This window comes from Streptomyces sp. NPDC005494 (assembly GCF_042872025.1).
GTDB lineage: Bacteria > Actinomycetota > Actinomycetes > Streptomycetales > Streptomycetaceae > Streptomyces.
The window spans coordinates 570,264-585,535 of record NZ_JBIAJR010000002.1 but is presented as its reverse complement, the minus strand read 5'-3'; the positions used below and the strand labels follow the sequence as shown (position 1 = coordinate 585,535).

At 70.1% G+C, this 15,272-nt stretch carries 11 protein-coding genes; 5 read left to right on the top strand and 6 right to left on the bottom strand.

The window, feature by feature from the left end:
• Positions 1-50: 50 nt before the first annotated feature.
• From ACFYQ6_RS08385 to ACFYQ6_RS08360, 6 genes are all read right to left on the bottom strand, one after another.
• Entirely contained in the window at positions 51-1,838 is a 1,788-nt protein-coding gene (locus ACFYQ6_RS08385; protein ID WP_361585919.1) for an ABC transporter ATP-binding protein, read from the bottom strand.
• Between the two features lie 43 nt (positions 1,839-1,881).
• On the bottom strand, positions 1,882-2,940 hold the full coding sequence (locus tag ACFYQ6_RS08380) for an iron-siderophore ABC transporter substrate-binding protein (protein ID WP_361585916.1): 1,059 nt from the start codon (positions 2,938-2,940) through the stop codon (positions 1,882-1,884).
• Between the two features lie 115 nt (positions 2,941-3,055).
• A complete protein-coding gene (locus tag ACFYQ6_RS08375) occupies positions 3,056-3,895 on the bottom strand; it encodes an ABC transporter ATP-binding protein (RefSeq protein ID WP_361585913.1) in 840 nt (279 codons plus the stop codon).
• A 41-nt stretch (positions 3,896-3,936) separates the two neighbouring features.
• On the bottom strand, positions 3,937-4,998 hold the full coding sequence (locus tag ACFYQ6_RS08370; protein WP_361585910.1) for an iron chelate uptake ABC transporter family permease subunit: 1,062 nt from the start codon (positions 4,996-4,998) through the stop codon (positions 3,937-3,939).
• Positions 4,995-6,053, bottom strand: a complete 1,059-nt coding sequence (locus tag ACFYQ6_RS08365; RefSeq protein ID WP_388761662.1) for a FecCD family ABC transporter permease — start codon at positions 6,051-6,053, stop codon at positions 4,995-4,997. Before ACFYQ6_RS08365 ends, ACFYQ6_RS08370 begins: the two co-directional genes overlap by 4 nt.
• A gap of 146 nt (positions 6,054-6,199) precedes the next feature.
• Positions 6,200-7,555 carry a lysine N(6)-hydroxylase/L-ornithine N(5)-oxygenase family protein gene (locus ACFYQ6_RS08360; RefSeq protein WP_361585904.1) on the bottom strand — a complete coding sequence of 452 codons (1,356 nt, stop codon included), beginning with the start codon at positions 7,553-7,555 and terminating at the stop codon, positions 6,200-6,202.
• A 248-nt stretch (positions 7,556-7,803) separates the two neighbouring features.
• On the opposite strand from ACFYQ6_RS08360, the gene ACFYQ6_RS08355 reads away from it, so the two are divergent.
• The 5 genes from ACFYQ6_RS08355 (at position 7,804) to ctaD (ending at position 15,077) form a co-directional block, all read left to right on the top strand.
• Positions 7,804-8,751 (top strand): methionyl-tRNA formyltransferase, encoded by a 948-nt coding sequence (locus ACFYQ6_RS08355; RefSeq protein ID WP_388761659.1) that lies wholly within the window; start codon positions 7,804-7,806, stop codon positions 8,749-8,751.
• 385 nt (positions 8,752-9,136) lie between these two features.
• Entirely contained in the window at positions 9,137-10,036 is a 900-nt protein-coding gene (locus ACFYQ6_RS08350) for an ABC transporter ATP-binding protein (protein WP_361585898.1), read from the top strand.
• A complete protein-coding gene (locus ACFYQ6_RS08345; protein ID WP_361585895.1) occupies positions 10,033-11,016 on the top strand; it encodes an iron-siderophore ABC transporter substrate-binding protein in 984 nt (327 codons plus the stop codon). Before ACFYQ6_RS08350 ends, ACFYQ6_RS08345 begins: the two co-directional genes overlap by 4 nt.
• Before the next feature lie 6 nt (positions 11,017-11,022).
• On the top strand, positions 11,023-13,089 hold the full coding sequence (locus ACFYQ6_RS08340; RefSeq protein WP_361585893.1) for an iron ABC transporter permease: 2,067 nt from the start codon (positions 11,023-11,025) through the stop codon (positions 13,087-13,089).
• Between the two features lie 254 nt (positions 13,090-13,343).
• Positions 13,344-15,077, top strand: coding sequence for a cytochrome c oxidase subunit I (gene ctaD / locus ACFYQ6_RS08335; RefSeq protein WP_361585890.1), 1,734 nt, complete (start codon positions 13,344-13,346; stop codon positions 15,075-15,077).
• Positions 15,078-15,272 lie beyond the last annotated feature (195 nt).

Here is a 15,272-nt window from a genome sequence, read left to right as displayed (position 1 = left end):
CAACGTCCTTCCAGCGTATGGGAGTGGGCTCGCACCCGACTCGGACTTGATCAGCTGCCCTCGCGCCAGGCGCGCCACAGACGTGCGTACCTGCCGCCGAGGGCGACCAGCTCGTCGTGCGTGCCCTGCTCCACGACTCGTCCGGCGTCCAGGACCGCGATCCGGTCGGCCGCCATCGCCTGGGTCAGGCGGTGGGCCACGAAGAGGGTGGTCCTGTCCGCGCAGGCGGCCAGGACGGACTTCTCCAGCTCGGCGGCGCCTTCGCTGCCCGCCTCCGCGGTCGACTCGTCGAGCACCACGACCGGTGCCCGGGTCAGCACCAGCCGGGCGAGGGCGATCTGGGCCACCTTCGTGACGTCCAGCCGTTCCCCGCCTTCGCCGACCATGGTGTTCAGGCCGTCGGGCAGCGCCTCGACCCAGCCGTCGGCGCCCACGGTGCGCAGGGCCTCGGCCAGTTCCGCGTCGGTCGCCCCCGGCGCCGCGAGCCGCAGGTCGTCGGCGAGCGGACCGGAGAAGACATGGGTCTCCTGGGTCAGGATGCTCACCAGCGCCCGAGCCCCGGCCTCGTCCAGTCCCGCGAGGTCGTTCGGGCCGATGCGCACCGTCCCGGCCTGCGGGGAACCGATGCCCGCGATCAGTGCGGCCAGGGTGGACTTGCCCGCGCCCGTCGCCCCGACCAGGGCGAGGGAGCCACCGGCCGGGATCGTCAGGCTGACGTCCCGCAGGACCGGCACGTCGGAGCCGGGATAACCGAAGGTCAGCCCCTCGACCACGACCGGGTACGGCACGGCGTCCGCCCTCGCCACGGAATCGTCGCCCACCAGCCGGTCCTCGGCCTCCTCGCCCAGGACCCCGACCAGCCTGGTCAGGCTCGCGCCGGACTTCTGGGCCTCGTCGAAGGTGAACATGATGGCGCCCAGGGGGGTGAACAGCCGGTGGAACATGAGCGGGGCGGCCGACACCTCTCCGAGGCTCGCGGCGTCGGCCTCCAGCAGGGCGTACCCGACGACGAGGATCAGGACGAGCCCGATGAACTCGGCGCGGTTCTCCCTGCCGACGAACCGGCCGAAGATCCGGAAGACGCCGATCCCGAGTTCCCGTACGCGCCACGACCTGTCGGTGACCTTCTCACGGAAGTCGTCCTCGAGCCGGTAGGCCCGGACGGTGTCTATCCCGTTCAGACCGCTGATGAGCGCCTGCGCACGGTCGGCCTGGGCCGCCCGCTGCTTCCGGTAGAGGGGGGCGGACCGGGGCAGGTACCAGCGCAGGGCCAGCGCGTACGCGGGGAGCGCGCCGGCGCCCGCCAGGCCGAGCCGCCAGTCCAGTCCGAACATGCCGATCGTGGCGATGGCGACGAGCACGCCCGCCGAGAAGACCGTGGGGATGGCCGTGCGGATGCCTCTGGACAGCACGGCGACGTCGTCACCGACGCGGGAGAGCACGTCTCCCCGGCCGACCTGCTCGATCCGTGCGCTCGGCATCCCCAGCACCGCCCGCACGGCGCCTTCACGGAGCCGCGCGAGCAGGTCCGCGCCCAGCCGCCCGATGAGATACGTCGACACCGCGGTGGCCGCCGCGCCGAACAGCGCGGCGACCCCCATCAGGATCCCGATCGTGACCAGGACCGAGCGTCCCTCGCCCTGGACCACGCCGTCGACCACCTGGCCGAGCAGAAGCACGGGGAGCACCTGGAGGGTGGCCCCGGCCACCGTGCTGAGCACGGTGGCCGCGGTCAGCCACGGCACCTCACGGCAGCGCGCGGCGACCCATCTGCCGGCCTCGCCCCCGGCCGCCGTGCGCAGGGCCGACGGAGCGACGCGCGTGTCGGTGCCGCTCACCTGGGGACCGGTCCCGGCCGGCGACGGGACGGGCGGACCGGCGTCACTGCTCGACCGACTTGACGAGCTCGTCGATCGCGTACGGCAGGGAGAGCAGGGTGCCCTGGGACATGGCCGCGCCGACCGCGGGGCCCTCGCTGTCCAGCAGGTAGGAGACCTTCCCCTCCTTGGCCGCGGTCAGGTTGGCGAAGAGCTCGAACTTCTTCAGCGCGTCCTGGTCCGCCTTGTCGTTGATGACGAAGATGCGGTCGACGTCGATCAGGTCCATGCGCTCGGGGGAGAGCTGGGTGTAGAACTTGCCTTCGGCGATCTCGTCGATCTTGGTCGTGCCCTTGAAGCCGATGCCCGTCACCAGGCGTCCGCGTACGTCGGTGGTGGTGAACGGTGCGACCGAGTCCTCGTACCAGGACAGCGCGACGGCGGTCTGGCCGGCGAACTCCGGGTGGGCCTCGGCGGCCGCGTCGAGCTTGTCCTGGATGCCCTTCACCAGCGCGGCGCCCTCGTCCTCCTTGCCGAGCGCCTTCGCGATGTGCACCGCGTTGTCCTGCCACGGTGCGCTGAAGAGTTCCTTCTCGGCCTTGGTGCGGCCCACGGTCGGGGCGATCTTGGACAGCTTGTCGTAGGCGGCCTGGTCGATCTCGGAGTAGACCGCGACGATGAGGTCGGGGCGCAGCGATGCGATCTTCTCGTAGTTGGGGCCCGAGTCGCCGTTGCTCATGACGACCTCGGGGCGCGTGTCGCCCCACTTGTCCTTCACCCAGGGCCACTGGGTGTTGATGTCGGGGGACTTGCCCGCCGGGTTGGGGTACTGGTCCACCATGCCGACGGGCTTGATGCCGAGCGCGAGGATGGCCTGGTCGTCGGTGTAGCCGACGGACACGACCCGCTGGGGGGCCTTGGTGATCTCGGTCGAGCCGAACGCGTGCTCCACGGTGACGGGGAACGCACCGGCTTCCGAGGCCGGGGTGGTGGCCTTGCCGCTCGCCCCGTCCTCCGCATCGGAACCGCATCCCGCGAGGAGGCCGACGCCGAGGGTCACGGCCGACAGTGTCGCGGCCACCCGCCGCCACGGCTTCAGAAACGTCGTTCTCTGGAAAAGCATCCGCAATCCCCTGCTTTCGCGCCGTTCGCTGCACCCCGTCCAAGGGCAGCCAAACCTTACCCAAGGGAGATGAGGTTAGCCTAGCCTAACTTTTTCAAATTCCGTACGGAAAACCTCAGTTGAGATGAACGTGCGTACGACCTATCGGCACGATCAGCGGGCGGTCACCCACCGGGTCGTCGATCACCTTGGCCCGCAGCCCGAATGCCTCCTGAAGCAACTCCGCCGTGATCACGTCGCGCGGGTGCCCCTGAGCGAGGATCTCCCCCGCTCGCATCACGACGAGGTTGTCGCTGTACCGGGTGGCCAGGTTGAGGTCGTGGAGCACCATGACCACGGTGCGGCCCGACTCGTGCAGGTCGTCCACCAGGTCGAGTACGTCGATCGCGTGCGCCAGGTCCAGATAGGTGGTCGGCTCGTCCAGCAGCAGGAGGTCGGTGCCCTGAGCCAGCGTCATCGATATCCAGACGCGCTGGCGCTGGCCGCCGGACAGTGAGTCGACAGGACGGTCGGCCAGCTCCGAGACCCCTGTCATGGCGAGCGCGCGCTCCACCACGGAGGCGTCGTCGGACGACCACTGCCGCAGCCAGCTCTGGTGCGGATGGCGCCCCCGCGCGACGAGGTCGGCCACCGTCAGTCCCTCGGGCGCGACCGGGGCCTGCGGGAGCAGGCCGAGCTTCTTCGCCACCTCCCTGGTCCTGAGCGTGCCGATGTCCGCGCCGTCCAGGACGACCGAACCGACGGTCGGCTTGAGCAGTCGTGTAAGGGTGCGCAGCAACGTGGATTTCCCACAGCCGTTGGGCCCGATGATCGTCGTGATCAGGCCTGGCGGGATCGCGACGTCGAGACCGTCGATGACGGTCCGGCCGCCGTACCCGACCGACACTCCCCTGGCCTCGAGCCGTGGGGCGTCGTCGGCCGGGGATTCGGTCCTGGTCATGTGCTGAGCCGCCACGGGCCCCCCTCGTCCGGGTTGTCCATCGAGTGCTTCATCTACTACCTGAGGTTCGCCCGCACCAGCAGATACACCAGGAAAGGCCCGCCGACCGCCGCGGTGACCACGCCCACCGGGAGAGTGACGGGCAGCGCCGCACGCGCGATCAGGTCCGCGCCGGTCAGCAGCACCGCGCCCACGAGCCCGGACGCCACCATCGGCGGCGTGGGGCACCGTGCCAGGCGCATCGCGACCTGCGGAGCCACCAGCGCGACGAACGGCACGGGGCCCGCCGCACTCACCGCCGCCGCGGCCAGCAGCACCGCGCACAGCAGCAGGACGGCTCGCACCCTCGCATGGCGCACACCCAGCCCCGCGGCGATGTCGTCACCCAGGTGCATCGGCTTGAACTGGAAGGCGACGCACGCCACGACCGCCATGAGCAGCACCGTGCACCACAGGGCAAGGCGGACCTCGTCCCAGGACCGGTTGTCCAGCGAGCCGACCAGCCACGCCTGGGCCCGGGCGACGTCCCGGATGTCGGCCGAGGCCAGGAGCCAGGTCGTGATCGCCTCCATGACGGCGCTCACCGCGAGTCCGATGAGGATGAGCCGGAAGCCGTCGATGCCGCGCCGCCAGGCCAGGAGGTACACGAGCAGTCCCGTGCCCAGACCGCCCACGAGTGCCGCGGCGGACAGGCCCACCGTGCTGAGGACGGCGGCGGCGGTACCGCCCGACACCGTCACCAGGCAGACCGCCGCCGCGCCGGCTCCCCCGGTGATCCCCAGGATGTCGGGGCTCGCCAGCGGATTGCGTGCGACGGACTGCGTGATGGCGCCGGAGACCCCCAGCGCGATCCCCACGACCAGCCCGGCCAGGGCACGCGGCATCCGCAGATCCATGACGACGAACTCGTCCACCTGCTCACCCCGGCCCACGATCGTGGCCATGACGCGGGAGAGGCCGATGGGGAAGTCACCCACAGCGATGGACAGGCAGAACACCAGGAAGGCCGCCCCGGCCAGCAGCAGCGTGACGCCGACGAGCCAGGGGCGCCACACGAAGGACACCTGGCCGACCCTTACGCCGGGGATCGTCCGCGGTTTCACATCTGTCGCGTTCATGCGCTCCTGAACTTTCCTCGCCACACCAGAACCGCGAAGAACGGGGCGCCCAGGAGGGAGACGACGACGCCCGCGTCCAGCTCCCCCGGCCGCACCACCACACGCCCCACGATGTCGCAGACCAGCAGGAGCACAGCACCCAGCAGGCCCGCGTACGGCACCAGCCAGCGGTAGTCCGGACCGGTCAGGGAGCGGGCCACGTGGGCCACCATGAGCCCGAGGAACGCGATGGGACCGCAGGCCGCCGTCGCCGCGCCGGCCAGCAGGGTGATCGCGAGGATGCCGACGGTCCGGCTCACCGCGATGTTCACCCCGAGCCCGCGTGCCACGTCGTCGCCCAGGTTGAGCAGATTGAGGGAGGGAAGCGTGGACAGGGCCAGTACGAGTCCGGCCACGACGAACGCGGTGACCGGCCAGATGACGTCGAACCCCACACCGGCCATGGAGCCCGAGTTCCAGAAGCGCAGTGCGTTCAGCGACTTCTGGTCGGACAGCGCCACGGCGGTCGTCATCGCCGCGAGGAACACGGTCACCCCTTGCCCGGCCAGCGCGAGGGTCAGGGGGTTGCCCGCGCCCCGGCCGATGCTCGACAGCCCGAACACCACCACGCCGGCGGCCCCCGCGCCCATGAACGCGAACCAGACGTAGTGGAAGGGGTTGGAAAGGCCGAGCACGGCGATCACGGACACCACCGCGAACGAGGCACCCGCGTTGACCCCCAGCAGGCCGGTGTCGGCGATCGGGTTGCGCGTGTACCCCTGGATCAGGGATCCGCCGATGCCGAGGGCGATGCCGGCGACGACCGCGAGCACCGTCCGGGGCACCCGCACCGTCTGCACGATGAGCCGGATCTCGGTGAGGCCCCCGTCGGCGTCCGGGGACGCGAACAGCCCGTGCCACACCTCGCCGGGGCTCAGCGCCCGCGGGCCGACGGCCAGCGACACGGCCGCCGCGACCACCAGGACCGCGACGAGCGCACCCAGGCCACCGGCCCGCAGTCGGCGGGCCTCCGTCGCACCCCTGGGCGCGGGACGCTCCACAGCAGTCGTGCTCATGTCGACGTACGATATCCCTTTGATCCACCGTGCACGCATGGGTAGTTGGGCAGGTCACGCACCTGAGATGCCGCCCTGGCTCCGTGCCGGGAGCCGTACCCGTCCCCGGCGGGGCGCAGCCGGAGACGAGGGCGGACCTGAAGCCCCTACGCCGCCGAGCCGGACCCGTCCGCGACCAGCCGGGCCTCGTCGGAAGCTGCCTTGACCCCCCGGTCCAGCAACGAGTCGAGTATCTCGCCGACCCTGATGGCGGTGTTGGACAGCAGGGCGGACGTGATGCCGTGCGTGTGCTCGGTGCCGCCCTGGAGGTAGATGCCGCAGCGGAGTTCGGGGTCCGTGGCGATGCGGTAGTCGCGCTCGACACGAACGCGCCCCTCCTCGTCGCGGAGGCAGTGGTCCGCGACGTCGCCGAGGAGACCGAGGGGGTCGACAGGGCTGTAGCCGGTGGCGAAGACCACCACATCGGCGTCCAGGACGGTCTCCTCGCCGGTGACGAGGGACTTCACCGTCGCACGGGCCTTGTCCGGTGCTTCCTCGACGCCGACGAGCCGGGACACGTTGAGGAAGCGCAGCCGCTCGGTGCCCAGCACCTTCTCCTGGTACATCTGGCGGTACAGGTCGTCGATCAGGTCGATGTCCACCACGGAGTAGTTGGTGTTGCCGTGGTAGTCCATCAGCCGTCGCTTGACGTCCTCGGGCGCAGCGAAGTACTCGTCGACGGCGTCGGGGTCGAAGATCCGGTTGGCGAAGCTGCTGTCGTCGGCGGGGCTGTAGCCGTAGCGGGAGAAGACGGCACAGACCTCGGCCTCGGGGAAGCGGCGGTGCAGATACGCGACGTTCTCGGCGGCGCTCTGTCCCGCTCCGACCACCACGAACCGGGTGGGCGTGGCGCTGTCGTCCAGCTCCTGGACCTTCGCGAGCAGTTCGGAGTTGTGCCAGACGCGCTCGCCGCGCTCCACGCCCTCCGGGACGAGCGGCCGCAGCCCTGTCCCGATGAGGACGTTGCGGGCCCGGTGGACCACGAGGCCGTCGTTCGAACGGACCGTCACATCCACATGCTCCACGACGCCGTCGCGGAGCACGGGTGTCACGCCGACGACCTCATGGCCGTACGAGACCATGTCGTCGACCTTGGCCGCGGCCCACTCGAAGTAGTCGTGGAACTCGACCCGCAGGGGGAAGAGGTTCTTGTGGTTGATGAAGTCGACCAGCCTGCCCTTGCTCTTCAGATAGCAGAGGAAGCTGAATTCGCTGGTCGGGTTCCGGAGCGTCACCAGGTCCTTGAGGAAGGACACCTGCATGGTCGCGTCGTCGATCAGCATCCCACGGTGCCAGCCGAAGCGCGGCTGCTGCTCGAAGAAGTGAGCGCTGACCGTCTCCCGTGTGCCGGCGCCTGCGTTGTGCTCGCTGAGCGCGATCGCCATGGCCACGTTGGACGGGCCGAAGCCGATTCCAATGAGGTCATGGACCTGTGGTGCGTCGCCAGGCAGAACCTGAGACATGTCACTCCCATCGTGCGGGCAAGCCGCCTATCAGGCGTGGGGAAGGTTGAGCGGCGGGCACGCCCGAGGACTGGCCCGCTGAAACTTAGGTGAGCCTAAGCTCATCTCGCAGAGCTGTCGATAGGGCAAAACGGACGAGCAGGTCGACAGCACGGTCACCAACTGCCCTCCGGAGGGCACCCGTTGCAAAGTTAGGTGAGCCTCGCTTTACTGAACGTCGGTCAATCCCTGCGCTGAGGAGGAACCCCATGCGGGTCGTCATGTTCGGTTACCAGACCTGGGGGCACCGAACCCTGCAAGCCCTCCTGGACTCCGAGCACGACGTCGTGCTGGTCGTGACCCACCCCAAGAGCGAGCACGCGTACGAGAAGATCTGGAGCGACTCCGTCGCCGATCTGGCCGAGGACCACGGCGTCCCCGTGCTCATACGCAACCGGCCCGACGACGAGGAGCTGTTCGAGCGTCTGAAGGAGGCGGACCCGGACATCATCGTGGCCAACAACTGGCGCACATGGATCCCGCCGCGCATCTTCCGCCTCCCACGCCACGGCACCCTGAACGTGCACGACTCGCTGCTGCCGAAGTACGCCGGCTTCTCCCCGCTGATCTGGGCGCTGATCAACGGCGAGTCCGAGGTGGGCGTCACCGCGCACATGATGAACGACGAGCTCGACGCCGGGGACATCGTCCGGCAGGAGGCCGTGCCGGTGAGCCCGAAGGACACCACCACGGATCTCTTCCACAAGACCGTCGACCTGATCGGCCCGGTCACCATCGGGGCACTCGACCTCATCGCCTCCGGCACCACGGAGTTCACGCCCCAGGACCGCTCCCGGGCGAGCTTCTTCCACAAGCGGTCCGCCGAGGACATCCGCATCGACTGGGGCTGGCCGGCGGAGGACCTCGAACGCCTGGTGCGCGCCCAGTCCGAGCCGTACCCCAGCGCCTTCACCTTCCACAAGGGCAGGCGCCTGGAGGTCCTGGCCGCAGTGGTCTCCGAGGGCCGCTACGGCGGAACGCCCGGCCGTATCTTCTACCGGGAGGGCGACGGTGTGGTGATCGTCGCCGGTTCCGACGCGCGCACCGGCCGCAACCACGGTCTGGCGATCACTCGCGTACGCACGGAGGACGGCCGGGAGATGCCCGCCGCCGAGTACTTCGCCACCATGGGCGGCTATCTGACCAGCCGCCCCTGACATCCCGGCGGCAGACGCCGTCAGCACGCGCGCGGCGGTCTCCCCCGGGGGGCCGCCGCGCAGTACTGTCCACCCCAGGTCCGGGCCGCACCACAGCAGCACGGCGGCCCCACTCCGGCCCTCACCCTCGGACGCCGAACGGCTCGACCAAGTCACCCGCCTCACAGTCGAGTTGCCACATCACCGGCGCCGCAACCCTCGCGCGGTACGGCCTACCCGCGCGCATGCGAACGGGTGCGGCGGAGAGCGCCCGGGCGCGGCAGCCTCCCCCGGCAGCCGGAACCCGTCGGCGTGAGGACACCCCTCTCCGGCGGCGACGGCTCCCGACCCGTTGAAGGAGGGGGGCCGTTTACCCATAAGCTAAGGTCAGGCTAACCTAATCGGCATGAGAGCTGGTGAGATCACTTCCAGGGCTGTGGACACCCTTGTGGCTGCCGCCGTGCCGCCCTCGCGCGGTCACGGCCTGTCCGCCGACGGGGTGACCGTGGCGTACGGTCAGGTCGACGTCGTGCACGAGGCGTCCATCACCCTGCGCCCCGCGGAGGTGACGGCCCTGGTGGGCCCGAACGGCAGCGGCAAGTCGACGCTGCTGCGCACTCTCGCCCGGCTGCAGAGCGCGCGCATCGGCACGCTGACGGTCGGCGCCGGTACGGACGAGGCCACCGACGGCCTCGCCCTCGGCGCACGCGAGTTCGCACGCCGCGTCGCGCTCCTCACCCAGTCCCGCTCGACGCCCGGCGGACTCACGGTCAGGGACGTGGTCGACTTCGGCCGCTACCCCTACAGGGGCCGCTGGGGCCGTCCCGACCCCCGGGGGACCGCCGCCGTGGACCGGGCACTTCATCTCACCGGGGTCGAGGACCTTGCCGGACGGGGCGTCGAACAGCTCTCCGGCGGTCAGCTCCAGCGCGTCTGGCTCGCGAGCTGCCTCGCGCAGGAGACCGGCGTGCTGCTCCTCGACGAGCCCACCACCTACCTCGATCTCCGCTACCAGGTCGAACTCCTCGACCTGATGCGCGATCTCGCCGACGACCACGGGATCGCCGTGGGCGTCGTGCTGCACGACCTCGACCAGGCCGCAGCCGTCGCCGACCGGGTCGCCCTGCTGCACGCGGGCCGCATCGTCGCCGACGGCGCCCCCGAGGACGTGTTCACACCGGACCTCCTCTCCGACGTCTACGGCATCCGCATCGACGTCGACCACGACCCCTCCACCGGCAGACTGCGCACCCGCGCGATAGGCCGCCACCACTCCAGATCCGAAAGGCTCAGCACCTCCCCATGAGACGCCATCTCCTCGCCTCGGCCACCGTCGCCGTCGCCGCCCTCTCCCTGGCCGCCTGCGGAACCACGGAGCCCTCGACCGACGACGCCGCCGCTTCGGCCAAGCCCGCGGGAAAGATCACCCTCACCGACGACAAGGGCACGAAGGTGACCCTCGACGGCCCGGCCACGAAGGTCGTCGCCACCGAGTGGAACGTGGTCGAGGACCTGGTCGCTCTCGGCGTCGCCCCCGTCGGTGTCGCAGACGTGAAGGGCTACACCGCGTGGAACACCTCGGCCCCGCTCACCGGTAGCCCCAAGGACATCGGGACCCGTGGCGAGCCGAGCATCGACACCGTCGCCGCCCTCGCCCCCGACCTCGTCGTCGCCACCAGCGACCTCGCGCCGGCCGTGGTGAAGCAGCTCCGCAAGGTCGCACCCGTCCTGGAGGTGAAGGCCGCCGACGCCTCCGACCAGATCGGCACAATGACGAACGGTCTCGACCTCATCGCCAAGGCCACCGGCAAGGAGGACGAGGCGGACGCCCTGAAGGAGGACTTCGAGGCTAGCGTCACCGAAGGCAAGAAGGCCCTCGCGGACGCCGGTCTGGACGGCGCCGAGATCGCCACCGCCGACGGCTACGAGGCATCGAACCAGGTCTCCATCCGCGCCTACACGAGCGGATCCCTCCTGGGCGCCGTCAACGAGCGGCTCGGTCTGAAGAACGCCTGGACCGTGGAAGGGGACGAGGCCTACGGCCTCGCCACCACCGACGTCGAAGGGCTCACCGGCCTCGGTGACGTCCACTTCCCGTACGTCGCCAACGACGTCGACGGTGACACCTTCACCGGCCCCCTCGCCAAGAACGCCGTGTGGAAGTCCCTGCCGTTCGTGAAGGCCGGCAACGTGCACCGACTGCCCGACGGAGTCTGGATGTTCGGTGGCCCCCGCTCGATGGAGGCGTACATCGACTCCCTCGTCGACGCCCTGACGAAGAAGTAGCCGGCCGTGGCCGTCATCGACAAGACCGCGGTCGGCCGTGACCGCACCGCCGCGGCCACGACGGGCGCGGTCGCCGTGACGGCCACGCTCGTGCTGCTCGTCGCGGTGCTCGCCGCCGTCGACATCACCCAGGGCACCGCCGACGTCGGCGCGTCGCAGGTCTGGGACGCGCTGACGGGGAACGCCGAGGCGGGGGACGCCTCCGTCGTCGTGGCTTCCCGGCTGCCGAGGATGGTCGCCGCCGTCCTCGTCGGCCTGGCGCTGGGCATGGCCGGCTCCGCGTTGCAGGCGGTCAGCCGCAACGTGCTCGCCTCGCCGGACACCCTCGCCGTGAACGCGGGCTCCTACCTGGCGCTCGGGGTGCTCGCCGCCACCGGCACCACCCTGCCGCTCCTCGCCTCGTCCGGCGCCGCGTTCGTCGGCGGACTCGCCGCGGCGGCGATCGTGCTCGGCCTGTCCGGGCTGGGCAGGGGCACCGTGCGGCTGGTGCTCGCGGGCAGCGCCCTCGCGTTGGGCCTGAACGCGGCGACCGAGGCCCTGCTGCTCCTGTTCCCCCAGCAGACCGAGGGTCTGTACGCCTGGAACCAGGGCAGCGTCGGCCAGAACGGGTTCGACGGCGTGGCGCAGATGGCTCCGGTCATCGCCGTCGGCTTCGTCGGGCTCCTGCTGGTCGCCCGGCGTGTCGACGCCCTGGCCCTGGGCGACGACGCGGCGCGCGGACTGGGCGTGCCCGTCCGTGGAACACGGGTGACCACGGTCGTGCTCGCCACCCTCCTCTCGGCGGCGGCGGTCACGCTCGCCGGGCCGATCGGCTTCGTCGGTCTCTGCGCGCCCGCGCTGGTCCGCCCGCTCGCCCGCCGGTTCCGGGGTCTGGTCCGTTCCCGCCTGAGCATGCCCGTGGCGGGACTCGTGGGCGCCGCGCTCGTCCTTCTGTCCGATGTCCTGCTGCGCGCGGTCGTACCCGCCGACACCGCCGTGGAGGTGCCGACCGGTGTCGTCACCACCGTGGTGGGCGGGGTGTTCCTCGTCGTCATGGCACTCCGCGCCCGTGACACCGCCTCGGCGGAGGCTCCGGACCGGCTGCGGATCCCCGGGCGGACGGCGTTCCTCGTCACCGTGGTCGTCCTCGCCGTCGTCCTCGTCGGCGTGATGGTGGCCGCAGTGCTCCTCGGCGACTCGAAGCTGCTGCTCGGCGATGTCGTGAACTGGGCCCAGGGCAGGGCCGGCAGGGTCGTCACGTTCGTGCTCGACACCCGGGTGCCCCGGGTGACCGCCGCCCTCCTCGCGGGTGCCGCGCTGGCCCTGTCCGGCACTCTGGTGCAGGCGGTGACCCGTAACCCGCTCGCCGAACCCGGCATTCTGGGTGTGTCCGGCGGCGCCGGTCTCGGCGCCGTCCTGCTGGTCACCACCGTGGAGGCCCCCGGCTCGTGGGCAGTCGCGGGAGCGGCGTTCGGCGGGGCGGCGGTGACCGCGTCGGTCGTCTTCGGGCTGGCGGCGCGGAGCGGTTTCGGGCAGAACAAGCTCGTCCTGCTCGGGGTCGGGGTGTCAGCTGCCGCTGCGGCGCTGATCAGCCTGGTGATCGTGCTCAGCGACCCGTTCGACACGACGAGGGCGCTCACCTGGCTTTCCGGATCGACCTACGGACGGAACATGCCCGACGTGGTGCCGGTGGCGGTCGTGCTCGCCGTGGGCATCGTCCTGGCCGTGGTACGCCGCAGGGAACTGGACCTCGTCGCGCTCGACGAGGACACCCCGCGACTCCTCGGTCTCGGACTCCCCCGGGCACGCCTCGGCTTCCTCGTGGCGGCGGTGCTGCTCAGCTCCACCGCGGTGGCGGCGGCGGGCACGATCGGCTTCGTCGGACTGGTCGCCCCGCACGCGGCCCGCGCCCTGGTCGGCCGCCGGCACGTGCGGGTGGTCCCGGTCTCGGTCCTGCTCGGAGCTCTGCTGGTCTGCCTCGCGGACCTGGCAGGGCGCACGGTGATCGCGCCGGCCCAGCTCGGTGCCGGACTGATGACCGCGGTGATCGGGGCTCCGTACTTCGTCTACCTGCTCGTCCGCACACGGCGCTGAGGCGCCGATGCGTCTGCTGCCCCCCTCGCCTGCCCGGCGAGGGGGGCAGTTGTCGTCGTACCTCGCAGCGACGACACGAGCTCGTGACCGCGCTTCGACCCATCTACCTGACTGTCCTGTCACCCGTTTGCCCGGGTGGTCAACGTCTCTGCGGATACACGGGTGCCGATAGACAAGGGGTTGCCAATTCGGCAGTTCGGCGGCACGGCCTGCGCGCTCGAACTGCTTCGCCGTCGCTCAGGGGAGTCCAGGACATGGGCGTATCGACCACCGAACCACCTACCTTGGTGCCCGTCGAGAAGCGAGGTCGGGGTGGTGTCGTGGTCAGCTGGCTGACCACGACGGATCACAAGAAGATCGGCCACCTGTATCTGGGGGCTTCGTTCTTCTTCTTCGTCATCGCCGGCGTCATGGCGCTGCTGCTGCGCGCGGAGTTGGCCCGTCCCGGACTGCAGGTCCTGTCTCCTGAGCAGTACAACCAGACATTCACGTTGCACGGCACGATCATGCTGCTCTTCTTCGCCACTCCCACGTTCGCCGGGTTCGCCAACGCGGTCATGCCGTTGCAGATCGGCGCTCCCGACGTGGCTTTCCCCCGGCTGAACATGCTGTCCTTCTGGCTGTTCCTCTTCGGCGGGCTCATCGTCGTCAGCAGCTTGCTGACTTCGCAGGGCGCTGCCGACTTCGGCTGGACCGCCTACACACCGCTCAGCGGGGGTGAACGCACCCCGTACATCGGCGGCGACATGTGGATCATGGGCCTGGCGCTGTCCGGGTTCGGCACCATTCTGGGCGCGGTCAACTTCATCGCCACGATCATCTGTATGCGCGCTCCGGGCATGACCATGTTCCGGATGCCGATCTTCACCTGGAACATTCTCCTGACGTCCGTGCTGGTCCTGCTCGCCTTCCCCGTTCTGGCCGCGGCCCTGCTCGTACTGGAAGCCGACCGGAAGTTCGGCGCGCAGGTCTTCAACGCGGAGAACGGTGGCGCGCTCCTGTGGCAGCACCTGTTCTGGTTCTTCGGACATCCCGAGGTCTACATCATCGCCCTGCCGTTCTTCGGCATCATCACGGAGATCCTCCCGGTCTTCTCCCGTAAGCCGGTCTTCGGTTATGTGGGCCTGGTCGGCGCCACGATCGCGATCGCCGGCCTGTCCGCGACCGTGTGGGCACACCACATGTTCGCCACCGGAGCGGTTCTCCTGCCCTTCTTCTCCTTCATGACCTTCCTCATCGCCGTTCCGACCGGGGTGAAGTTCTTCAACTGGATCGGCACCATGTGGAAGGGGTCGCTGTCGTTCGAGACACCCATGCTGTGGTCGATCGGCTTTCTCGTGACCTTCCTCTTCGGCGGACTGACCGGCATCATCCTGGCCTCGCCGCCGATGGACTTCCATGTCACGGACAGCTACTTCGTCGTGGCCCACTTCCACTACGTCGTCTTCGGCACGGTCGTCTTCGCCACGTTCGCCGGCTTCCACTTCTGGTGGCCCAAGATGACCGGCACCATGCTCGACGAACGCCTCGGCAAGATCCATTTCTGGACCCTGTTCATCGGCTTCCACACCACTTTCCTCGTCATGCACTGGCTCGGCGCCGAAGGCATGCCGCGCCGCTATGCCGACTACCTCGCCGCCGACGGCTTCACCGCGCTGAACACCGTCTCCTCCGTCGGAGCCTTCCTCCTGGGTGCCTCCACGCTTCCCTTCCTCTACAACGTCTGGAAGACGGCGAGAACCGGCAAGCGCATCGACGTCGACGACCCCTGGGGCTACGGCCGCTCCCTGGAATGGGCCACGTCCTGCCCGCCTCCGCGGCACAACTTCTCCACCATGCCCAAGATCCGCTCCGAGTCACCCGCGTTCGACCTCCACCACCCCTCCGTCACCGAGCTCGAGAAGGCCAGGCACGGAGGCCGGAGGGACGTCCTCGAACCCGGCATGGGGTTTGCGGATCCCCTGGGCAAGGGCGGCGACGGCACCTGAACCCGACAATGCGTCAGCTACGCGGTGGGAGGCCCCCCCCGGGCCAGCCCTTCGGGGGCTCGGCGCCTCCGGGGCTGGGACGGCAGGTCAGCGGTGTTCGCCGCCGTGGGTTTCGCCGGCATCGCCCAGCCCGTCGCAAGCCTCGCCGCGCGGATGGGCGTTGCGTGCCTGGGAGGGCGCTGGATGCCGGATCCG

Bases quoted from the DNA above. Each gene is read 5' to 3' on its own strand.
- ACFYQ6_RS08380 (WP_361585916.1), bottom strand. From the start codon at position 2,940: ATGCTTTTCCAGAGAACGACGTTTCTGAAGCCGTGGCGGCGGGTGGCC.
- ACFYQ6_RS08370 (WP_361585910.1), bottom strand. From the start codon at position 4,998: ATGAACGCGACAGATGTGAAACCGCGGACGATCCCCGGCGTAAGGGTC.
- ctaD (WP_361585890.1), top strand. From the start codon at position 13,344: ATGGGCGTATCGACCACCGAACCACCTACCTTGGTGCCCGTCGAGAAG.
- ACFYQ6_RS08355 (WP_388761659.1), top strand. From the start codon at position 7,804: ATGCGGGTCGTCATGTTCGGTTACCAGACCTGGGGGCACCGAACCCTG.
- ACFYQ6_RS08365 (WP_388761662.1), bottom strand. From the start codon at position 6,053: ATGAGCACGACTGCTGTGGAGCGTCCCGCGCCCAGGGGTGCGACGGAG.
- ACFYQ6_RS08350 (WP_361585898.1), top strand. From the start codon at position 9,137: ATGAGAGCTGGTGAGATCACTTCCAGGGCTGTGGACACCCTTGTGGCT.
- ACFYQ6_RS08345 (WP_361585895.1), top strand. From the start codon at position 10,033: ATGAGACGCCATCTCCTCGCCTCGGCCACCGTCGCCGTCGCCGCCCTC.
- ACFYQ6_RS08360 (WP_361585904.1), bottom strand. From the start codon at position 7,555: ATGTCTCAGGTTCTGCCTGGCGACGCACCACAGGTCCATGACCTCATT.